Below are 22,379 nucleotides of genomic sequence, written 5' to 3'. Positions count from 1 at the left end.
TCTGGCTAATAACTAAAGTTAATTCTTCACCCTTCTAGGGTGCTCCTATAGTTTCCTCGGCTCCCTTTGGCAGGATAGTAACTGGCACCGCAACCATATCCTTTTCTATACCACCACTTCCGGTAACAAAGGCCTCAACAGTTCCTCTTTGTTCATTTTCTGATGAGCCAAAGCTAATTGAAGTATTAAATCTGGAGCCACTAACATTAACAGGCTTTTCTGCCAAGGTTTGACCGCCGGAGTCTTTAATTCTCACCCTTACAGCCCCCTCTACCCCTGAAACCGTACCTGAAATCTGCAAAGGACTATCAACCTTTTCACCGGGTTTTGGTGAATTTAAACTTAGGCCCTTTTCCGCAGCCTGCTCTTTAGTTGTCTCCGGAGCTGGAGTAGGTGCAGGCGCAGGTGGGACCGCTGGAGTTGGAGCCGTCTTGTTTTCCTCCCGCCCAATTTCAAAGCCCAGGGCTTTTACTGCCCTGTCTAATGAAAAGACCGCCACAATAGGTTTTGGTTCTCCTTCTTGCTCACCATTCTCCACATTTGCCAGGTACCTTAATCTGACGTTGATCCAATCAAAATCATTGGCTGGTATCCTTCGCTCTATCTCAATGATTTCTATACCTTTCCCCACCGGTAAGTTTTGCTGGCTAATCACCACATAATTTCTGCCGTTAACTGCTGTCCAGGTTGCATAATGACTTTCTTCAAGATTGTTTGCCAGAGCCCGGACAATTTCAGGTGCCTTCTCCAACTCAATGGTTTCAAAGCTAACCTTAGAAACATCGGGCACTACAATTGTTTTGGGCGCGGGCTCTGTCTGTTCTGGCTTCCTAGCCGCTCCACACCCTATGGACAAAGAAATTAGAAACAAAAAACACATTACCAAAGCAAATTTGCGCATAATAATTCCCCCAAAGTATTTTTATATATTTTTAGCAATTATTGGAGAAATATGCACTTGTAGTGGAAATGCTAGGATTTAATTGCTATATTTGTTAATATAATCAACATTTTTTGCAGGTGATAAACATGACATCGGCATTAGGATTTTTTTTACTAATCTTTGGTGTACTGGGAGCCTTAGCAATGACTTATCTAGCCTTCAAATCCATTAGAGGAGTATACCGAGTCAAATGTCAAAAGTGCGGGCAGATTACTGAATTGCCCCAGGAACCAGGCGAATACCTTTGCCAAAGCTGTGGTATCCCCCTGGCCAAGGTCACCCAGGAGCAAAAATAAGTCAAAGAACCTTCCCCTGACTAAAAAAAAGCAAGGAGAAGGTTCTCTGACTTATTATTCCTTTTCATCCTCAGGTTCATCTACTAAGAATTCCTCCAGGGGAGGAAGTTGGGATAGATCCTTGAGGCCGAAATATTTTAGAAATTCCAGGGTTGTTCCGTATAATACCGGTCTTCCGGGTCCTTCACGACGTCCCTTTTCCTCAATAAGGTTTCGCTCCAGCAGGGTGTTAATGGGGGAGTCCACCTTTACACCCCGGATTAATTCCAGTTCAGCCCTGGTTACCGGCTGTCGGTAAGCTATAATGGCTAGGGTTTCTACAGCTGCCCGGGATAGTCCCGAACCTCCCCGCTGCTTGTAAAGCCGCTCTACATAGGGTGCAAATTCAGGCTTAGTGCACATTTGCCAGGTTTCAGCCACCTCAATGAGCTTTAGCCCTCCCGGCCTGGCAGTGTACTCAACTGCCAGTTCCTGCAATAATTCCACCGCATCTTCAGCCTCAACCTCAACAATCTTAGCCAGTACCTGAACCGATAAGGGTTCACTGGAAACAAAAAGCAATACTTCTAGAGCAGACTTTACCTGCTCCCTGAACAAAACTGCCAATCTTAAGCCCCCTCAGACTGCCTTGGCATTCCTGGCAGCAGAGTAATCTCCCCAAAGTTTTCCTGTTGGCTGGCCTTTATTTGACCTAATTTTAACAATTCTAACACCGCCAAAAATGTAACAACAATCTCTGAACGACTATTACTCCCATCAAAAAGCTTTTCAAAGGGCATCCCCATGGGATAGAATATCAATTTAGCCATCACCTGGCGCATCTTATCCGGTAAGCTTATTTCCCCCCGGGTGATCTCTTCCGGTACGGAAAGCTGTGCCCCTGCCTTTTTCAGCACCTGCTGTAAAGAATTCAATAGTTTGTCAATGGAAATGCCCCCCAGTGGGTCCCTAGGCTTGAAAAGATGCTGGTACATTTCCGCAGAATTATGTCTGGTATAGACTTTACCTACCTGTCTCTCCTGACCCTTTAGATAATCAGCTACTTCTTTAAATTTTTGATATTCTAGAAGTCTCAGCACCAATTCTTCCCTGGGGTCCGGCCCTTCTTCCTCTCCGGCGGAGATATTTTTGGGGGTCCTTGGCAACAGCATTCTCGCTTTTATGGCCACCAAGGTTGCCGCCATAACTAAAAATTCGCTTGCTATTTCCATATCAAGATTTTGCATCTGCTGCAGGTAATCCAAATATTGAGCAGTAATCTTGGCAATAGGGATGTCATAAATATTCACCTGATCCCTATTGATCAGGTGAAGTAATAGGTCTAAGGGTCCCTCAAAGGCAGCTAGTTTTACTTCATAAGACAGTTTACTCACCTGCTTTAGCCAAAGATGGCCTGGCGTACTTCCTCCATGGTCTTCCCTGCAGCAGCCCTGGCTTTATCTTCACCAGCCTGAAGAACCTCTTCAATATAGCCCTTCTTGGCCAATACCTGATCCCTGCGCTCCCTTATGGGAGCCAGTTGCTGTTCTAAGGTGCTGCTAAGCTGTTTCTTACAGGCTACACAACCAATACTGCCGGCCCGGCAGTCGGTTTCTATGCCTTCTAAAACTCCGGCATTATAAATACGGTGAAACTTATGAACCACACAGACATCCGGATTGCCTGGATCAGTTTTGCGAATCCTGCCGGGATCGGTGATCATTAGATTAACATTTCTTTTAATTTCCTCTGGATCGGCACCAATGGAAACATAGTTTTGGTAGCTTTTGCTCATTTTAGCCCCATCAACACCTGGTAATACCGCCGTCTCTTTGTTAACAATTCCTTGGGGCTCCGGGAATACCGGTTTAAAAAGGTGGTTAAAGCGTCGGGCAACCTCCCGGGTCAGCTCTATGTGGGGAAGTTGATCTTCTCCCACGGGTACAGCATTGGCCTTGTAAACCAGAATATCAGCAGCCTGAAGCAATGGATAGCCTAGAAACCCGTAGGTATTAATATCCTTTCCCATTTCTCCCAGCTTTTGGATCTGATCTTTATAGGTAGGCACCCTTTCCAGCCAGGAAAGGGGTATAATCATAGAGAACAGCAAATGCAGCTCTGCATGCTCCAAAACCCTTGATTGTCTAAAGATTGTTGATTTGTCAGGGTCCAGGCCTGAAGCTAACCAATCGGCAACCATTTCCTCTGTATTCTTGCCAATACCCTTGGCTTCCTCCCAGCCGGTGGTCAAAGCATGCCAGTCAGCCACAGCATAAAAACAGTTGTACTGTTCCTGCAGACGTACCCAGTTATTTAATACACTCTGGTGACCTAAATGGAGGCGACCCGTAGGTCTCATACCACTTAATATCGTTCCTTTTGCAGCGGCCATAATCAAGACTCCTTTTAATTATAGTGGCAACCCGGCAACAAAGTTTGCCAGGGAATTTAACATGCCTACAATTGGATAAATAAAAAACTTAAGCACAGGCCTTAAGACCCCTAAAAATATTAATATAAATAAAATTGGTGTGCCATACTGCTCCAAGGTGTAAAGCCATTGCTGGCGACCCGGCAAAATTCCGGCCAGTATCTTAGAGCCATCTAAAGGTGGAATGGGTAACATATTAAAAACTGCCAGCAATACATTAATATATATAAAAAAGTTGAGCATGTAATTTAAGCTGCCCATGGGCTGCAGCAAGCCAAACAAAATAGCTCCCATAATGGCCAGAAACAAATTGCTGCCGGGACCCGCCAGGGATACCAGCATCATTCCCTGTTTCGGGTTATCGAAATTCCAGGGATTTACCGGGACAGGCTTGGCCCAGCCAAAGCCGGCGAAAAAGAGCAATAATGTACCAATGGGATCCAAATGCTTTATGGGATTAAGGGTCAGCCGCCCTTCATTTCTGGCGGTGTTATCCCCTAGCCTATGGGCAGCCGCGGCGTGGGCAAACTCATGAAATGCCAAAGCCAGCAAAATGGGCGGCGCCATTAATAATAAATCCTGTATTGATGGAAAATTAAACACGAGATTTCTTCCCTTTCGATTTCTTCCCTTGGGTTCCTTGATTAGGGCGGTTCCCCTGTGAGCCTACAGCCTCCGGTTGTTTGGTCTCAATTTTAGGGGCATTACGACTCTCCAGATATGCCTTGACATAGGCTAATTCTTCATCCCGATCACTAATCAATCCATCCAATCTTGCCCTCCAAAGGGCATCTAGGGCGATTCTGTACATTGGCCCCGGTTTAAAACCCATGCCTCTAATGTCTTTACCGTTAACAGAGGGTTTTTGCCTATGCACTGATTCCATTACCAGCCGGAAGCGGCGTATGGCCATTTTATCCTCGAGGAGGGTAAGAAACAGTGGATAAGCCTCCCTGGGCAGGGTCTGAACAATTTTTGTTAATTCTGAAAGGGGCACATCTTCTGTTGCCGATAGACTTTTTAGGGCGGCCCGCCAATGGGCAATGGTATCAAGGACCTTATCGGTCTGACGCCGTCCCAGGAAATATCTCTGACAGATGGTATGGGCAGTGTCCTGGGTGGTCCAATGCAGTATGGCTAAGAAATAGGGCAGCCACTTCTCCGCAGGCTCAGCCCAACCCCAATTTCGTAAAATCATCAGTGCCTGGGGCATCTCACTAATAACCGGCTGAACTTCCCAAAAAGTTATCTCGGGGAATAAGTAATCCCACACTCCCAGCTCAGACATACGGTCTAACATGTGCTCGGGATCAGATTCCTCCAGTATGCTCTTAAGTTCCCCCCACATGCGTTCGGTGGAAAGCCGGGCAATTACCTTTTCCCTTACTGCTTCTTTAATCAGCCTCATGGTCTGAGGTTCAACGGCCATATCATAGCGCTGTTCAAAGCGAATGGCCCTTAATATTCGAGTTGGATCTTCAATAAAACTTAGGTTGTGTAAAACTCGGATAGCCCCTATTTGTAAGTCTTCCCTACCATTAAAGTAATCAACCAATTCACCAAATCTACCGGGATTTAAAGCTACAGCCATGGCATTGATTGTAAAGTCCCGGCGATAAAGGTCATGCTTTAATGAGGATTGCTCAACCTGGGGTAAGGCAGCGGGATATTCGTAATACTCTACCCTGGCGGTTACCACGTCTACCCAGTAGCCATCGGGAAAAAGAATCTCCGCCGTGCCAAACTTTTCATGGGGTCGAACACGACCGCCGATAACCTCGGCCAATTTATTGGCCATGAGGATTCCATCGCCCTCAACCACCAAGTCCACATCAAGGTTTTCTACCTTCAGCAATACATCCCGGACTAAGCCTCCCACGGCGTAGACCTGATAATTTAAGTTCTCCGCCACCTCGCCAGCCTTGGCTAAAATACCCATGATCCGGCCCGGCAACACCCGCTGCATGTCGGGACGGATGTTCGAGCTTTTGGGACTATTGCCATTCTTATCAGTATATGTGGTGGAGTATCTGCCTTGAAACCCTTCATGCAGGGTTTGTAAGACATCTGTCCTGGAAACTATACCCACCACCATATCTCCCTCAACCACCGGCAGCCTGCCGATATCCTTTTCAATCATTAAATCCTGAACGTCATTAATATTCATATCTCGCTGGACGGTAACAACATTCACCGTCATATAACCCTTTACAGGGGCATGTCCCAGTCCGTGATGGGTTGCCTTCTCAACATCACGCCTGGAAATAACACCCACCAATTTGCCCTTGCCGATAACAGGCAAACCTGTATGCCCATAGCGAAGCATAATTTTACCAGCTTCCTCAATAGTTGTTTCAGGGAAGACCATTTTTACAGGACTGGACATAATATCTCCAACGGTAAGGGGCGGCCTTACCATACCCTTAACAATTTCCAGCAGGGCATCGGCAACCTCATCTACCCCCTGCCCCTTTACTGTGGCAGAGGCGGCGGCTGGATGGCCCCCTCCGCCAAACTGCTCCATGACTTCCTTACAGTTTACCTCTTTAAGGGGGCATCTTCCCACTATGTGAACCCGGTCCTCCATCTCAACCACAGTAAAGACCGCGTCTATCTGCTCTATTTCTGCCAATTTGTGAGTAAGCAGGGCAAGGCCTCCCACAAATTCATCTTCACTTCCCCGGGCTATTAGGATCTTAGTGCCATTAATTTGATGATGTTCGGCACTTACCAGAAGTCTCTTTAATAGGGATTTCTGGTCCTGGGTTAGGGGTCGGCCTAAGAAGTCAGCCACCACCGCTAAATTTGCCCCCTGCTCTAACAAGAAAGCCGCAGCCCTAATATCCCTTGGTGTAGTATTGGTAAAGACCAGGCAGCCTGTATCTTCATAAATTCCCAGGGCCATAATTGTAGCCTCTAGGGGGGTTATTTCCAATCCCTTGGACCTGATTTTTTCAATTAGTAGGGTAGAACAGGCTCCCAGGGGCTCCACAACCTCCACCTTGCCTCGAACATCACCCTCCGCCCGGGGGTGATGATCAAAAATATGCACCTCAACCTGGGGCAAGTTAAATAATTCCTTTAACTTGGAGACCCTGCCTGGACTTTTGGTATCAACCATAATTAATCTCTTAACTTTGCTAATATTGATATCCTTAATATTCCGGACATTTTTGAGGGTGTCTTTATGCAGGGCCAAGAATTCCTCAACGTTGCGGGATAATTTTCCCGGGAAGACCAACTCTGCACCAGGGTATAGCTTTTGAGCCGCAACCATAGAAGCTAGCCCGTCCAGGTCTGTATTGACATGTGTGGTAATAATCTCCAAACAGAGCACCCCCCCAAAAGGAAAATATTGTTCCGTTATGTAAATACATTAAATTATATCATACAGTCCTTGACCAGAAAAGGCTATAACACAGAAGGTCTTGTTGTTAGGCTTGGGGTAATACCAATACTAACAACAAGACTACAAATTAGTGCCTACTTGGCTAAGTTGACTACAGAACTGTCCAAACGCTCAGGTAGTACATCATTACGGATTAGATCTGCATAGTCTTCTCTCCGAATGATTAACTCAGCTTTATTATTGGCAGCCAGAACCATGGCTGGCCGAGGTAGCCTATTGTAATTCATTGACATGGAGTAATTGTATGCTCCGGTACTGGAAACCGCTAGGATATCCCCTGCCTGAACCTCCGGCAATTCCACATCCCAAATCAACATATCTCCAGATTCGCAGCACTTGCCGGCTATGGAAACCGTCTCAGCATCTTCCTCGGTTATGCGGTTTGCTAAACAGGCCTCGTAACGGGACTGATAGAGGGCTGGGCGAGGATTATCCCCCATGCCCCCATCCACAGAAACATATTTTCTTATACCGGGGATATCTTTGATTGCCCCTATGGTATATAAGGTAGTGCCTGAAGGTCCGGAAATGGATCTGCCTGGCTCTACAATTACCTTAGGTACCGGAAGCCCAAATTCCCGTGCCTTTTCCTTTAGAGCAACCATCATAATATCAGCATATTCCTTAACTGGACGGGGTTGATCATCCCTAAAGTAATAAATGCCTAAACCTCCACCGAGATTTAACTCTTGGGCTAAATAACCTGCTTCCTGATGAACACTCCTAACAAAGCTCATCATTACCTCAGCAGCATGGGCATAGGATTGTAACTCAAATATTTGCGAGCCAATGTGGCAGTGGAAGCCTTTAAGTTCAATATTGTCCAGCTCCAGACAACGCTTAACGGCCGATAGTGCCATGCCATTTTCTAGGGTCAGGCCAAACTTAGAATCAATCTGCCCGGTTTTAATATATTCATGGGTATGTGCTTCCACACCCGGACTCAAGCGAAGCATAATCTTTGCCTTTTGCCCTGCTTCTGCGGCAATGGCATTAAGAAGCCCCAGTTCATACAAATTATCAACCATAATTCTGCCCACTTTGTAATCCAGAGCCATTTTTAATTCTTCCACTGATTTGTTATTACCGTGAAAATATACCCTGTCCATGGGGAATTTGGCTTTTGCAGCAGTGAAAAGCTCTCCTCCGGAAACCACGTCTAAGCCAAGGCCTTCCTGATTAACAATAGCACATATGGCTAAATTTGATAGTGTCTTGCTGGCATAAATAACCTCTGCCCCATAGGTCTCGGTAAATGCCTGATAATAGTCACGGCAATTTTGTCTAAAGAGCTCTTCATCAATAACATAAAGGGGTGTACCATAATCCTTTGCCAGTTCAACAGTATCACAACCACCAATTTCCAAATGACCCAAATCATTAATTATCATGGTTCCTTGTAGTTTCATTTATTTCTCCTCCCAAACCATTTTACGCCGTTAATGGTTAATATTGACACTGACACATTTTTCCTTTTATTAGGTCGGCTTTATAGATTAGGCGGCCACAAGAATCCTTGGGCCGCCTAAATAAATCTTAACTTTACAGTATAGATTATAGCTGGAAAAAAAATGAGGGTCAAGCAACGGTCAATATTCGATTAATGCCTAAAAAACCCTGTCGCTGTTGCGACAGGGTTTTTCTAGCCGGTTTTTTCATTAGATTGAGTATTTGTTTGAGCTCTATTGTTACGTTTTTTGGTAGCTTTAGTTCCAGGAGCAGTCTCACCCGGTTTACCGTATTTGGCCCAGATTTCCTTTAGTTCATCGGGAGACAACACATAATCATGGACTTGATTCTCGGACACAAAAAACACCACCTCTCCAGACAAACTTTTTGCCATCTAGGCTCTTTATTCTACACCAATTCTAAGTATTAATACAACAGGTAAATTGTGGTATTAATTCACAAACATTGTCGAGCTATAAAACTTTAGCAGGTCTCGGTCTCCCTTTTAGTGCTTTCCGGGCTAAAGGAGGCTATGGCTACACCAAGAAGGATCATGGCTCCCCCAATGAAAAAATTTGTTTCTAAATGCTCATTAAGGATTAGCCAACCCAGTAGGGAGCCCAGCACGGGTTGAACAAAAAAGAATACCGCGGCTGAGGAAGCATCCATTAGCTCAAAGCCTTTATTCCAAAAATAAAAAGCCCCTGCCGTGGAAACCACACCTAAGTATAGTATACCTGACCAGACCCAGACATTTGCCAGAGGATCAGCCGGTAATCTTGTTAATTCCCAAGCTGCCAAGGGCAGGGTAAAAATCAACCCAAATAACGATGCATAAAAGGTTACCGCCAGGGATGAATATTTTTTAGTAGCAATCTTACCCATCACTGAATAAAGTGCCCAGCTGATCGCTGCCAAAACCAGGAATAGGTTTCCGATCAGGCTGCCACCCTCCATGCCGTGGGACCCTACCCCTATCACCACAGCCACGCCGACAGAGGCAACCAGCAAAGACAAAATTTTGGGCAGGGTAATTCTTTCCTTTAAGAGCAAAGCACCAAATAATACAATAAAAGCCGGGGATGCTGATGTTATTACCGCTCCCATATGTGCAGATGATAACCATGTGCCGGCAAATTGGGCCCCGATAGAAACTGTATAACCAATAAAACCTAACCAAGCCACCAGCTTTAAATCTTCTTTTTCTACCCTTCGGTCCTTTTTATAGTAAAAAATCAGCCCCAGCACCGTGGCTGCAATAATAAACCTTAAAACCACAAGGGTTAATGGAGGTACAAAATCTAAAACATATTTGCTGACAACATACATTCCGCCCCAAATCCCTGCCGCAAGGGACAAATAAAAGGCTCCTAATAATTTTCCCACTCTTTAAATACCTCTTTTTTAGCAGTTATAGAAACATAATAGCAAAGTAAACTTGCTAGGACAATAAAAAAATGTAATGACATGGTAAAACCCCAGCCATATAGTGGTAGGGGTCTATAATTAAAGCTTGTTTATGACTTAGTTATTGGACTCAGGCCACAGGAACCGCTATTCAAGTATAATATCCAGCGTTTTGCTTCGACTACTCTCTTTTCCAGTTCCCTAACCATAGGAGTTAACTCCTCATTGCTGTAGCTCCCCTGGGGTCGCTGGTAAAAGACATCCATCAATACACTCTCTATTTGCTCGGGAGTATAACCTAAGGCTTGCATAGAAAGCATTGCCCTCTCAATCCTCCAAAACAACTCCTGCCGGTTAACCACCAGTGCCACGTCCCTTTCCCTCAATTGGACACTTTAGATAACTTAAATCCCCCAAAACATGTTCGCGATTATATTATACAGTTTTTTCGCTCCTAATGGGGATTTATTTTAAAAATTCTTAATTTTTTTCTTTAGTGCTCAATATCGGAACAGTTTAAGGACCTAGCTTTGACTTTCTCCCTTCATGCTTAAAGCCACTCTATTTCTTTCAAGATCTACGGATAGTACCCTTACCTCAACTACATCACCCACAGAAAGGATATCAAGGGGGTGACGGAAGGAACGATTGCTTAATTCAGAGCGATGCACCATGCCATCGTTCTTTAAGCCTACATCTACAAAGGCTCCGAAATCTACAACATTTCTTACGGTGCCCTTCAAGCACATCCCCGGTTGTAAATCTTCGATTTTTAAAATATCACTTCTAAATAGCGGCCCCGGCAAATCTTCCCTGGGATCTCTTCCTGGACGCAGTAGACCATCAATAATATCCTTAAGGGTAGGAACTCCCGTTTCCAACAACGAGGCTAATGCCTCAACATTTATTTGGGTAAGCTTCTCACGCAGAGACCGGCTTCCAATATCTGAAGCGGAGCAATTTATTTCCCCAAGGAGCTTTTTTACCACCGGGTAAGATTCGGGGTGAATGCCGGTCTTGTCTAATGGATTTTTACCATCACTGATGCGTAAAAAACCAACACTTTGTTCAAAGGCCTTAGGTCCTAGTCTAGGGACCTTCTTCAATTGTACCCTTTCAACAAATTTTCCGTTCTCCTCCCGAAACTTCACAATATTCTGGGCTACTGCAGAGTTAATGCCGGATACGTAGGATAATAGAGAAGTGGAGGCTGTATTAAGGTCAATGCCTACCAGGTTAACGGCTGACTCAACAACACCCTTCAGGCTTTCCTCCAGCTGTTTTGGCTCCACATCATGTTGATATTGCCCCACCCCTATGGATCGTGGCTCGATTTTCACCAGCTCGGCCAGGGGATCTTGCAGTCTTCTGGCAATGGAGGCTGCACTACGCTCGGCTACACCCAAACCCGGAAATTCTTTGGCTGCCAATTCCGAAGCTGAATAAACACTGGCACCTGCCTCGTTGACCAGTATATATTTAAGCTGCTGCCAGCCTTCACTTTGAATTAATTCGGCTACAAATTGTTCAGTCTCCCTGGAGGCTGTACCATTACCAATGGCGATTATATCAATTTTATAGGTATCATTGATGCGCTTTATCTCTCGGCTGGCCTCTTGTATTTTTTTGTGAGGCGGGGTAGGATAAATGACCCCAACCTCCAACAATTTACCTGTAGCATCAACCACAGACCATTTGCAGCCAGTACGATAGGCAGGATCAATCCCCAGCACCGTCTTCCCCTTAACAGGAGGCTGCAATAGCAGTTGCCTCAGGTTTTTAGAGAAAACAGAGATGGCCTGCTTTTCACCGTTTTCAGTTAGCTGGTTTCTAATATCCCGTTCCACCGAAGATGCTAAGAGTCTTTTATATCCATCCCGAACAGCCTCCTGCAATAGCTCCTGTGCACCGGTTTTAGCAGGTAACCAATCCCTATTGAGTCTTTCCAGTATAGCTTCTTCATTTACATCTACCCGGACCTTTAATACATCTTCCTTTTCACCCCTGTTAATGGCCAGTATTCTATGGGGCGGAACAAACTTAACTGGTTCCCTGTGCTCATAATACATACGGTATACGCCACGCTCATCCACCGACTGGTTCTTTACCTCTGTCACCAGCTCTCCCCGGTTGTAGGTAAACTGCCTTACCCAGCCCCTGGTCTCAGGGTTGTCTGATACCATTTCTGCAATTATATCCATGGCTCCCTGCAAAGCTTCATCAACAGTAGCAACACCCAATTCTGGATTTACGAACTTTTCTGCCTCCAGGCCAATATTGCTGCCCGGCTGCACCTTTAAAAGCCACCCTGCCAAGGGCTCTAGGCCACGTTCCCGGGCAACACTGGCCCGGGTCTTTCTCTTTTGACGAAAAGGCTGGTACAAGTCTTCCACCCGGGTAACAGTTTCTGCCTTTAGTATTGCTTCCCTTAATTCTTCAGTTAATTTACCCTGTTCCTCAATAGATCTTATTACCTCTTCCTTACGCTTCGCCAGATTACGAAGGGCATTTAGCCTTTCGGATATTTTCCTTATCTGAACCTCATCCAGTTCTCCCGTAACCTCCTTGCGGTAACGGGCAATAAATGGGATGGTATTTCCCTCATCCAGGAGGCTAGCGGTCTGCTCAACCTTCCGGTTAACAATTTGCAATTCCCGTGAAATCTGCGCCAATATCATTGACTCATTCTGCATTAAGAGGTCTCCTTACCATATATAGATTTCTTTTTACTGCCAATTAAACTGATCTTCGACAGTGTATAGCCACCTTCCTTCCGACAGTGTAACCAAAAGTAATTATTTTCCATAATATGTTAATATCTATACCAACTCAGCAATTTCAACATAGGTATACCCGGCATCCTTGTTGAAATTGTTTTAAAATAAAGGTCCGGCAGTATCCTGCCGGACCCATAGATTTCATATTTTTATAGGTTAAACCCTTTAGCTAATCCCCCCCGCCACCTCTGGGGCGGAGAGGGCATTGGCCCATTTACCGCAGCGGTCGCCCCAGCGGGCGATAATCTGACCGGCTTCAGCCATTTCAATGACCTCACAAAGATTTGGACAGCCGTCACATTCAAAGGAACCGGCCTTGTATTCCATATCTGCTACTCCAAAGCCTTTGAAACGGGTGGGGATTCCTTTGGAAACAGTCTCCCTGGCCAGCAGGGCTGCACCAACAGCACCCATTACATTATAGTTTTTGGGAATGTTTATCTCCAGGCCAAGGGCCCTTTCAAAGGCACGCCTCATTCCTGCGTTGGCTGCCACCCCCCCCTGGAAAACCACAGGACCTAAAATCTCTTTCCCTTTACCAACATTATTAAGGTAATTTCTCACCAGGGCTTCACATAACCCGGCCAGTATATCATCAAGATTAAAGCCCATCTGCTGCTTATGAATCATATCAGATTCAGCAAAAACTGCACAGCGTCCGGCAATACGAACCGGGGTTTTTCCCTGGAGAGCCAGATCTCCAAATTCCTCTATGGCAATATTTAAGCGACTTGCCTGCTGGTCAAGGAAGCTGCCTGTTCCAGCAGCACAAACGGTATTCATGGCAAAGTCTGCCACTACCCCATTGCGGAGAATTATTATTTTACTGTCCTGTCCACCTATCTCCAATATGGTTTGCACTCCCGGAACCAGGTGAGAGGCCGCTACAGCATGGGCAGTTATTTCATTTTTTATTGCATCTGCCCCTACTACAACACCAGTAAGCTGACGTCCGCTTCCGGTGGTGCCTACCCCCCTGATAACAGTGTTCTTATCTATCTTGTCCCTAATCTGCCTAAATCCCCTTTGAACCGTTACTACAGGCTGTCCGTTAGTCCTCAGGTACAGGCTTTCTAAAACATTTGTTTCTTCATCCATAAAAACAATATTAGTGCTAACAGAACCTACATCGATACCAAGATAACCTTTCACTAGGAAGTAAGAGCCTCCTTTTGTTCACTCTTTCTTTGCAATAAATCTATAAAGGCTTCCAGCCTTGTTATTATCCCTGCTTCGCCGGAATGCTCATCCATTATTAAAGTCATAATGGGAAGACCAGTATCTTCTGCTATCTTTGGCAGGATACTCTGGGCAACTATCTCCGGCATGCAGGTAAAGGGTAATACTTGAATGGCTCCGTCAAATCCCTGCCTGTGATACCATACTGCCGAACCTACAGTTTCTTGACCATGGCCACCCACAAAGTAATTTAGATAGGGAGAGGCAACCTTCTTAAATCGCTCACTGCTGGGCATACCCTTTAGCAAGCCCTTAAACAAGTGATCATTTATCCATTCGCTTAACATAATGGATCGATCCACCTCAACGCCCATTTTACCCAGGTTTCTTTCTATATTGGCATTGGCGAAGGGTTCCAGTAAGGTATAGATTTCACCGATTAGGGCAACCTTGATGGCCTTTTTGTTCATATCTGCCGGTACAGCGGACATGATTTCTTTAGCCCTTCCCAGGGCACCTGGCAGTTCATCCGGGGTCTTCGCCCCTTCCAGTTCCCTTATGGCAGATTTCATAGCCCGGTCTGTATCACCGTTCCTAATCTCCCTGGGGCGTATTTTATAAGACATTCTTTCTATCTCATCTGCAGCCTTTGCAATTTGAAAGCCAAATTTAATGGCTTTGACCACCTGGATCCAGGGACGATTGCCGGTGATTTTTCTAATACGGGCTAAAAGCTCGCCAATATGCTTTTCCGGTGGCTCCATTACTACCAAATCAAAATCAACCCTAAGATCCCTTAATATTTCATGTTCAACGTAAGCATAATAGCCAAATCGGCAGGGTCCGCAGCCGCCGGCCATAAGGATTGTGTCAGCACCCAGTTCCTTGGCCTCTAAAAAGTTACCGATGTTAAGTTTAAGGGGCAGACAGGCAAATTCCGGGGAATGTTTTGAGCCAAGATCGATGGTCTTTTTACTGCATGCCGGAGGAACAATAACCTCTACTCCAAGGTACTCAAGCATTCCTTTGATAGATAAGTACATATTGCCCATATGGGGGCAGGTTACCTTCATACCGCGGTCCTCCTCCACCGTACCATGTCCAAAAATGCCTCAAGCCTTGTAACTATGCCAGCCTCGCCGGTGTGCTCATCTAAATTTACATTCATGAAAGGTACCTTACCTTCCCTGCGTATAAACCTCTCTATGAGTTCGCCGGTCATGGAGTCCGGTCCACAGGCAAAGGCTGCCACATGTATAATTCCATCCACTGATCTTTGATCGTGATAGTTTAAGGCACCGCCGGTCATTCTTTTGGATAGGGTCCAAAAGAGTTTTTTGGGTAGCCTTTTTGCTCCCTGGTTAACAACCTGCTCAGTTAGATTGTCAGCGGTAAGAACCCTGGCTCCAGCCTTTCTCAATTTATTGATAATATTCATACTTATAAATGGATCATAAATATTATATGGATGTCCGATTACAGCCACCGTTAAATCAGTTTCCCTATCATCAACTGGCTTTGTCCTGCCTTCTAGGACTGATAGAGCCTCATCGGGCATTAGCCCTTGTTCAAGCAGCTGGGTATATTGTTTATGCACTGCCATGGCCCTTCGGTAGGCTAACCATGCTTTTAATTTTCCTTTGTTAAAATGACTGCCTACTTCTTTAGTGAAATTATTAATATCTTGTGGTTTATTGCGCAAATTAATAACAGAATCAATTACCGGTGGAAGGCCCTTTATATTTTGCTTAATCATATCTGGGAAGCCTAGAAATTTTGGACAAATATATTCTCCCTGGGCTACACTGACCATGCGGGGAAGAAAAATGTAATCTACATTCTTATTTGCTAAATTTCCAACATGCCCAAAGGCCAGCTTAACCGGAAGGCATGCCTCATCCACACAATGCTGTACACCCTTGGTTAAGATCCCTTTGGTAGTTCGGTCTGAAACAACAACCTCGGCACCCAATTGCTGCAGGAATTCTTTCCACATGGGGTAATAGTAGTAATAGAGCAACGCCCTGGGTATCCCCACCCGAACAGGCATAGTAATCCCTCCTTTATGAGCATATCCATAGGTAGTATTGGCAAATTTTCATTTTGATATGCTTTTTATAATAAAGTTGTTATAATAGTTTTAAATCTTTCTTTATATATTTTGGTATGGCTGTTAATAAGGAGGAATTTGCTATGGGTTGCAGTAGTTGTGGCTCCGGTGGAGCTAGCGGTATTTCCATCGGCAGTGGTGAATATGTGACCGAGCTAAAGAGGGTGCATGGGTTGGAAGAGGCTAATAGGCTATTGGCTGATGGGCATAGCTTCGTGGGTATGTATTTTAACCAGGAGGCTCGGGAGGAAGTTTATATTTTGGCGGAGCTTAAGCCTGTGAGTAAGGTGAAGCAGCCCATAGGGTTTGTGCCTAATAAGTAGGGCCGGAGAAGCTTCCGGCCCTACTTATTAGTTTGTTTGTTAGCTCTTTTTTTCTTGTACTTTCATTTGTTCGGTTAGTCCTACTTCTTGCTCCATGGGGTTGGGGATGTCACTTTTGGCTTTCATTTGGGGGTTTTTTTGTTTGGTTTTCTTCATTTTTATCACCTCCTTTAGCGGGTCATTTTTATGATTTGCTTATACTGCTATTTTAGGATCGGGACAGGTGGGACTTTGTTTTTGTTAGCTTGATTAATAATGTTATCCTTTTTGCGTTGCTTTATTACGGGATCAAAAAACAAGTGCCTGGGCGGCACTTGTTTCAGATTGTTGAAAAAGATACAACTGGGTTTTAATAATCCCGAACAGCGACATTCGAAGCAGTGGAAACAGCGCTTCGCGAAGCTGAGGATGCGAAAATGGGTGCCCGGACATGGACGTCCGGGCAAGCCTGAGGTAAACACGATGTTTACTCGAAGGCGACCCATTTTCGCCCGAAGCAAGCGATTAGCGCTGTCCACTGCGGAGAGAGGAATCGTGAGGGATTATTAAAACCCAAATATAGGTAGTTTCTCGACAGCCTGAAACAAGTGCCTGGGCGGCACTTGTTTTTTTGCTTTGTTTATATCTTTTCAACCCTTACTGCACAGATTTTGAATTCTGGTATTTTAGCCTTGGGGCATCTGGCGGCGTTGGTTAGTTTGTTTATGGCTGCCTCGGGGAAGTGGAAGGCTGCGAATACCATGCCGGGGGGAACTGTTTCAGAGAGGTTTGCCTGCATTGTTACCTCTCCTCGCCTGGAGATTACTCTAATGTTGTCCTTTTGGGATAGTTTCAGGTTTTTGGCATCCCTGGGGTTGATGTCTAACTTTTCTGAACCGTATATTTGGGTAATCTCAGTACGCAGGGTCATGGTGCCGGTATGGTAGTGCTGCAAACGCCTGCCGGTGTTTAACATTAGCGGGTATTTTTCGTCCGGTAGTTCCTTTGGCTGCATGTAATTGACAGGGGTTAGCCGGGCTTTGCCCCGGACAAAGGTTTGGTTGTGTAAATATTTTGTGCCGGGATGTTCTTCTGAGGGACAGGGCCATTGGATGCCTTCCTTTTCTAAGCGCTGGTAGCTTATGCCCCGGTAGGAAGGGGTGAGCCTTGTGATCTCCTCGAAAATTTCTTTGGGTCCTGCATATTTCATGGGGTAGCCAAGTTCTGCCGCCAGGGCGCAGATTATCTGCCAATCCGGTTTGGCCCCAGCTATTGGCTCAATGGCTTTTCTCACCCGCTGCACACGACGTTCTGTGTTGGTGAAGGTACCTTCCTTTTCTGCAAAGCTGGCTGCCGGAAGCACCACATCTGCCAGCTTGGCGGTATCGGTTAAAAACATGTCTTGGACCACCAGGAAGTCTAGCTTCTCCAAGGCTTTTTGAACGTGGTTGCTGTCAGCATCGGAAAGGATTGGGTTTTCCCCTGTAATATACATGGCCTTAAGGGTTCCCTGAAGAGCACTATCCATCATTTCCCCAAGGGTTAGGCCAGGTTTATCACTAAGTGCTGCACCCCAGGCCCCAGAGAAAATTTTTCTGTTTCCTTCATCCTGAACCTGCTGGTAGCCCGGTAGAACATTGGGCAAGCCCCCCATATCGCAGGCTCCCTGGACATTATTTTGGCCCCGTAATGGGTTAAGGCCTGTGGATTCCCGCCCTATCTGACCGCATAGCAGGGCTAGATTAGCCACTGCCAAAACATTATCTGTTCCACAAGCATGCTGGGTAAGACCCATGGTGTATAGAATTGTGGCCCTTTCCGCCTGGGCATAGGCACGGGCTGTTTCTTTAATTAAAGCTGCCGGAATACCTGTTATAGTCTGGGCATATTCGGGAGTAAATTCGCCGAGGGATTCCCTGAGTCCCTCTAATCCCTCGCACCTTTCCGCCACGAACTCTTTATTCCATATTCTCTCTTCTAAAATATACCTGGCCATGCTGTTAAATAGGGCAATATCAGTCCCGGGCTTGAGCTGCAGGTGACTGGTGGCCAGTTCTGCCAGCTCGGTTTTTCTTGGGTCAACCACTATCAATTTGGCACCCCGCTGCAGAGCCTTACGGATGCGCAGGGAAATAACCGGATGGGCCTCGGTGGTATTGGTGCCAATGGCCAGGATCAGGCTAGCTCCGGCTATTTCATCAATGGAGTTAGTCATGGCCCCACTGCCCAACGCAGTCGCCAGACCGGCGACGGTGGGGGAGTGTCAGAGACGGGCACAGTGATCTATATTATTGGTACCCAATGCTGCCCTGGCCAGTTTTCCCAAGAGGTAGTTTTCCTCGTTGGTAATCCGGGCCGAGGCCAGGACGGCCAGGGCATCACTGCCATGCAGCTCTTTTATTTCCCTAAGACGGCTACCAGTTTCATGCAAGGCCTCTTCCCAGCTTACCTCTTCAAACTGGCCATTTCTTTTTATTAGGGGTCTGGTTAAGCGTTCTGGATGGTGAATAAAACCATAGGCAAAACGTCCCTTGATACATAGATGCTTGCCGTTGATGCCTGTTCCGGCGGATTTTGCTCCAACAACTCTGTTGCCCTTCACTTGCAGGTTAACCTGACAGCCAACACCGCAATAGGGACAGGTGGTGGTAACGGAATTAACTTGCCAACTTCGGCCCCTACCGGACATCTGTTTTTCTGACAATGCACCAACCGGGCAGACTTCAACACAAGAGCCGCAGAATACGCAGCCTGCTTCTTCAAGGCCGCAATTTAAGGGGGTGGCAACCTTGGTGGCAAACCCTCGAAAACTAAAATCCACTACATTTCGGCCAACTACCTCGGAACAAACCCTGACACATTTGCCACACAGTATGCATTTACTCATATCACGAAGAATGAAGGGGTTCTCCTGATCCAAGGGATAGGCTTTTCTTTCACCCAAAAAGGGACCCTTACGGATACCGTAACGATAGCTGAAATCCTGCAGACTACAGCGACCCGCCTTATCACAGGTTAGGCAATCATCAGGATGATTTGCCAGCAGCAGTTCCAATATAGTGCTTCTTGCCTCTGTCACCTGATCAGATTCGGTATATACAACCATGCCTTCCCTTGCCTCTGTTACACAGGAGGCAGGCAGGCTCCCCCAGCCTACCACTTCAACCACGCAAATACGGCAACCGCCATAGCGGGTTAATTCTGGATCATGGCAAAGGGTAGGAATATCTATGCCAAGCTTCCGGGCCGCTGCGAGCAAGGTAGTTCCCTTTGGCACTGAAACTTTTTGGTCATTAATAGTTAAGCATATATCAGACACCTTACTCACCTCCCTTGAATCTTTACTGCTTTGAATTTACATTTGCTAATGCAGACGCCACATTTAATACAGCTCTGGGCATTAATTATGTGGGGCTGCTTTCTTTCGCCAGTGATGGCCCCTGCGGGACACTCCCTCAGACAGAGACCACAGCCCCTGCATTTTTCCGCATCTATGCTGTAGCCGATTAAATCTGTGCATACTCCCGCTGGACAACGCTTGTCCACGATGTGGGCTAAATACTCAGATTTAAAATACTTGAGGGTAGAAAGTACCGGGTTGGCACAGGCTTGACCCAGACCGCATAGTGCCGTTGCTTTAACTACCCTGCATAGTCTTTCCAGGTTTTCAAGATCCTCCATGGTTGCCCTGCCCTGACACATAGACTGGAGTATTTCCAGCATGCGCTTGGTTCCTTCCCGGCAGGGAGTACACTTGCCGCAGGATTCTGCTTGGGTGAAGGCTAGAAAAAACCTGGCCACATCTACCATACAGGTGTCTTCATCCATCACTACCATGCCGCCGGAACCAATTGTCGCCCCCGCAGAGGATAGGGAATCAAAATCCACAGGCATGTCCAGGTGCTGTTCTGTAAGACAGCCCCCGGATGGCCCTCCCAATTGAACAGCCTTGAAAGCTTTACCACCCCGAATGCCGCCCCCGGCACCAAAAATAATCTCCCTAAGGCTGACCCCCATGGGTACCTCAACTAATCCAGCATTGGCAACGGAACCGCTGATGGCAAAAATTTTAGTACCAGGTGAACTAGCCGTTCCCAGTTTTTTATACTCTTCGGCCCCTATTTTAATAATTAAAGGTATATTGGCCAGGGTCTCAACGTTATTTAATACGGTGGGCTTTTCCCATAATCCCTTTTCGGTGGAGCGGGGGGGTTTGACCCTGGGCATGCCGCGCATTCCTTCAATGGAAGCCTGTAGGGCAGTTCCTTCGCCACACACAAAGGCCCCTGCACCTTCCTTTAATACAATGTCAAAGGAAAAGCCTGATCCTAATATGTTATTTCCCAGCAGGCCGTATTCCCGGGCCTGTTTAATGGCTGTTTTAAGTCTCTGAATAGCCAGGGGATACTCTGCCCGGCAGTAGACATAGCCGGTGCTTGCGCCAACTGCGTAGCCGGCAATTAGCATTCCCTCCAGCACAGAATGGGGATCCCCCTCCAGCACAGAACGATCCATAAAGGCACCGGGATCACCTTCATCGGCATTGCAAATAATATACTTTATAGCTCCCGCTGCCCTTCTGGCACTTTCCCATTTTCTGCCCGTGGGAAACCCTGCTCCCCCCCGTCCCCGGAGACCGGAAAGCTTCACTTCCTCCAGGGCTTGTTCCGGGGACATCCTTTGCAGGGCCTGGACCAGGCTGAGATACCCCCCCAATGCTACATAATCGGCGATTTGTTCCGGGTCGATTTGACCACAGCGTTCTAATAATACCCTGGTCTGCCGTGCATAAAAGGGAATATCACTGAAGTGGGGGTATGGGTGTCCTGAGTCAGGATCATGAAACATTAATCCCTCAACATACTTTTCTTCAATCAGGTGGGAGCTAACAATCTCATTTACATCCTCAGGCTTAACCTTAGTATAAAAAATTGACTCTGGTTTGACATGAACAATAGGACCATTTTCACAAAAACCATGGCAGCTGGTTCTCTTAACCAGCACCTCATTAGACAGTTCCCGCTTTTTTATCTCCTCCGTCAATAATTCTGCCAGCTTGGCCGAGCCGGAGGAAGAACAGCCCGTCCCACCACACACGATAATTTGTTTAACAGGTGATCCCGATAACACCTGCACCCTGTTAACTAATTTTTTCCTGCTGTCAGCACAACCCTTGCTCTCATGGCAAAAGGGACCAGATTTTCGACAGTCCACGAACCTTTGACAGGGTGTGGCAGGGGTATGCTTACATTGGGAACAGCAGGCTTCCATTAAATTAATCATTTCATTACCTGCCTTCTATTTATAGCTGGAAATCTTTTTTACCGCCTTTTCCGGTGTCAACTGACCCTCAGTATCCTCATTAACCATCATTACAGGAGCCAAGCCACAGGCCCCCAGGCAAGCCACTGGTTCTATGGTAAAACGCAAATCCTTAGTTGTTTCACCTGTATCAACCCCAGTATATCTCTTAATGGCATCCATCACCCTTGAAGCACCCCGAACATGACAGGCTGTTCCCTGGCAAACCCTGATAATATTCCGCCCCCTTGGCTCTAAGTGAAATTGGGCATAGAAAGTGGCTACCCCATAGATACGGGAAAGGGGTATATTCAGGCAGCTAGAAATCTCCTTCAACAGTTCCGGAGATAAATAGCCATAAATATCCTGGGCCTGCTGGAGTACAGGTATTAAAGCCCCCGGCTCATTCTGATACTTCACCAGAATCTCTTCTAACCGGACTTGCCTTTCGTTATTTTCATTACATTTACAAGTCATTTGTCGGGCACCTCCGGAATGAAATTTATCTTTAAACAAGCTATATTCTACTATTTTTATGACGAAACATCTACTGTTCCACTGCCAATTGCAGCTTCCTTTTGTCGAAATACCAGGGTAAATGTTTATAAAAAGTGGACACAATTACCTGACTCATAAAATAAAAGGATCTGGCACTCTTGTCCAGACCCTCAGATACTGTCCTAATTATTTATTTTTCAGGGCTATACTGATACAATAGGCTGCCCCGCCCCAAAGTAATATCATGGAGAATATCATCATCACAATAGCACCGGTAGTCATTGTTTTACCCCCTTAC

At 46.2% G+C, this 22,379-nt stretch carries 20 protein-coding genes; 2 read left to right on the top strand and 18 right to left on the bottom strand.

Annotated elements, in window-relative coordinates:
- Positions 1-34: 34 nt before the first annotated feature.
- Complete coding sequence (locus tag P6N53_RS04425) at positions 35-901, bottom strand: Gmad2 immunoglobulin-like domain-containing protein (protein ID WP_304541505.1); 867 nt, start codon at positions 899-901, stop codon at positions 35-37.
- A gap of 128 nt (positions 902-1,029) precedes the next feature.
- On the opposite strand from P6N53_RS04425, the gene P6N53_RS04420 reads away from it, so the two are divergent.
- Positions 1,030-1,239 (top strand): hypothetical protein, encoded by a 210-nt coding sequence (locus P6N53_RS04420; protein ID WP_304541504.1) that lies wholly within the window; start codon positions 1,030-1,032, stop codon positions 1,237-1,239.
- A gap of 54 nt (positions 1,240-1,293) precedes the next feature.
- Here P6N53_RS04420 and scpB read toward each other — a convergent pair whose 3' ends face one another.
- The 13 genes from scpB to P6N53_RS04355 all read right to left on the bottom strand — a co-directional run bounded on the left by scpB (position 1,294) and on the right by P6N53_RS04355 (position 15,920).
- Positions 1,294-1,845 (bottom strand): SMC-Scp complex subunit ScpB, encoded by a 552-nt coding sequence (gene scpB, locus P6N53_RS04415; protein ID WP_304541503.1) that lies wholly within the window; start codon positions 1,843-1,845, stop codon positions 1,294-1,296.
- Between the two features lie 2 nt (positions 1,846-1,847).
- Positions 1,848-2,612, bottom strand: a complete 765-nt coding sequence (locus P6N53_RS04410) for a segregation and condensation protein A (RefSeq protein ID WP_304541502.1) — start codon at positions 2,610-2,612, stop codon at positions 1,848-1,850.
- A 5-nt stretch (positions 2,613-2,617) separates the two neighbouring features.
- On the bottom strand, positions 2,618-3,610 hold the full coding sequence (trpS, locus tag P6N53_RS04405; protein ID WP_304541501.1) for a tryptophan--tRNA ligase: 993 nt from the start codon (positions 3,608-3,610) through the stop codon (positions 2,618-2,620).
- Positions 3,611-3,628: 18 nt separating this feature from the next.
- Complete coding sequence (locus tag P6N53_RS04400) at positions 3,629-4,216, bottom strand: site-2 protease family protein (protein WP_304541499.1); 588 nt, start codon at positions 4,214-4,216, stop codon at positions 3,629-3,631.
- Between the two features lie 28 nt (positions 4,217-4,244).
- Entirely contained in the window at positions 4,245-6,977 is a 2,733-nt protein-coding gene (locus tag P6N53_RS04395) for a CBS domain-containing protein (protein WP_304541498.1), read from the bottom strand.
- A 155-nt stretch (positions 6,978-7,132) separates the two neighbouring features.
- Positions 7,133-8,467, bottom strand: coding sequence for a diaminopimelate decarboxylase (gene lysA, locus P6N53_RS04390; RefSeq protein ID WP_304541497.1), 1,335 nt, complete (start codon positions 8,465-8,467; stop codon positions 7,133-7,135).
- A gap of 233 nt (positions 8,468-8,700) precedes the next feature.
- The gene (locus P6N53_RS04385; protein WP_304541496.1) at positions 8,701-8,865 is read right to left on the bottom strand and encodes a spore protein P; all 165 of its coding nucleotides are present in this window, start codon (positions 8,863-8,865) and stop codon (positions 8,701-8,703) included.
- A 125-nt stretch (positions 8,866-8,990) separates the two neighbouring features.
- Positions 8,991-9,893, bottom strand: a complete 903-nt coding sequence (locus P6N53_RS04380; protein ID WP_304541494.1) for a DMT family transporter — start codon at positions 9,891-9,893, stop codon at positions 8,991-8,993.
- Positions 9,894-10,024: 131 nt separating this feature from the next.
- Entirely contained in the window at positions 10,025-10,285 is a 261-nt protein-coding gene (locus P6N53_RS04375; protein ID WP_304541493.1) for a hypothetical protein, read from the bottom strand.
- Positions 10,286-10,438: 153 nt separating this feature from the next.
- Positions 10,439-12,607: a Tex family protein gene (locus tag P6N53_RS04370; RefSeq protein ID WP_304541492.1), complete on the bottom strand. Its 2,169-nt coding sequence runs from the start codon at positions 12,605-12,607 to the stop codon at positions 10,439-10,441.
- Positions 12,608-12,856: 249 nt separating this feature from the next.
- On the bottom strand, positions 12,857-13,843 hold the full coding sequence (locus P6N53_RS04365) for an acyl-CoA dehydratase activase (protein WP_304541491.1): 987 nt from the start codon (positions 13,841-13,843) through the stop codon (positions 12,857-12,859).
- Complete coding sequence (locus P6N53_RS04360) at positions 13,843-14,943, bottom strand: CoA protein activase (protein ID WP_304541490.1); 1,101 nt, start codon at positions 14,941-14,943, stop codon at positions 13,843-13,845. Before P6N53_RS04360 ends, P6N53_RS04365 begins: the two co-directional genes overlap by 1 nt.
- A complete protein-coding gene (locus P6N53_RS04355; protein WP_304541488.1) occupies positions 14,940-15,920 on the bottom strand; it encodes an acyl-CoA dehydratase activase-related protein in 981 nt (326 codons plus the stop codon). The genes P6N53_RS04360 and P6N53_RS04355 overlap by 4 nt, the downstream gene beginning before the upstream one ends.
- Positions 15,921-16,063: 143 nt before the next feature.
- Between P6N53_RS04355 and P6N53_RS04350 the strand changes: the two genes are divergently transcribed.
- Positions 16,064-16,303: a hypothetical protein gene (locus P6N53_RS04350; RefSeq protein WP_304541487.1), complete on the top strand. Its 240-nt coding sequence runs from the start codon at positions 16,064-16,066 to the stop codon at positions 16,301-16,303.
- A 619-nt stretch (positions 16,304-16,922) separates the two neighbouring features.
- Here the strand turns inward: P6N53_RS04350 and fdhF are convergent.
- From fdhF to P6N53_RS04330, 4 genes are all read right to left on the bottom strand, one after another.
- The gene (gene fdhF, locus P6N53_RS04345) at positions 16,923-19,601 is read right to left on the bottom strand and encodes a formate dehydrogenase subunit alpha (RefSeq protein ID WP_304541485.1); all 2,679 of its coding nucleotides are present in this window, start codon (positions 19,599-19,601) and stop codon (positions 16,923-16,925) included.
- Positions 19,602-19,606: 5 nt separating this feature from the next.
- On the bottom strand, positions 19,607-21,565 hold the full coding sequence (locus P6N53_RS04340; RefSeq protein ID WP_304541484.1) for an NADH-quinone oxidoreductase subunit NuoF: 1,959 nt from the start codon (positions 21,563-21,565) through the stop codon (positions 19,607-19,609).
- Positions 21,566-21,580: 15 nt separating this feature from the next.
- Positions 21,581-22,060, bottom strand: coding sequence for an NADH-quinone oxidoreductase subunit NuoE (gene nuoE, locus P6N53_RS04335; protein ID WP_304541483.1), 480 nt, complete (start codon positions 22,058-22,060; stop codon positions 21,581-21,583).
- A 207-nt stretch (positions 22,061-22,267) separates the two neighbouring features.
- Positions 22,268-22,363, bottom strand: coding sequence for a methionine/alanine import family NSS transporter small subunit (locus P6N53_RS04330; protein ID WP_304541481.1), 96 nt, complete (start codon positions 22,361-22,363; stop codon positions 22,268-22,270).
- Positions 22,364-22,379 lie beyond the last annotated feature (16 nt).

The organism is Desulforamulus aquiferis (assembly GCF_030577015.1).
Lineage (GTDB): Bacteria > Bacillota > Desulfotomaculia > Desulfotomaculales > Desulfotomaculaceae > Desulfotomaculum > Desulfotomaculum aquiferis.
The sequence above is the reverse complement of the archived record's forward strand: the minus strand, read 5'-3'. Positions and strand labels throughout refer to the sequence as shown.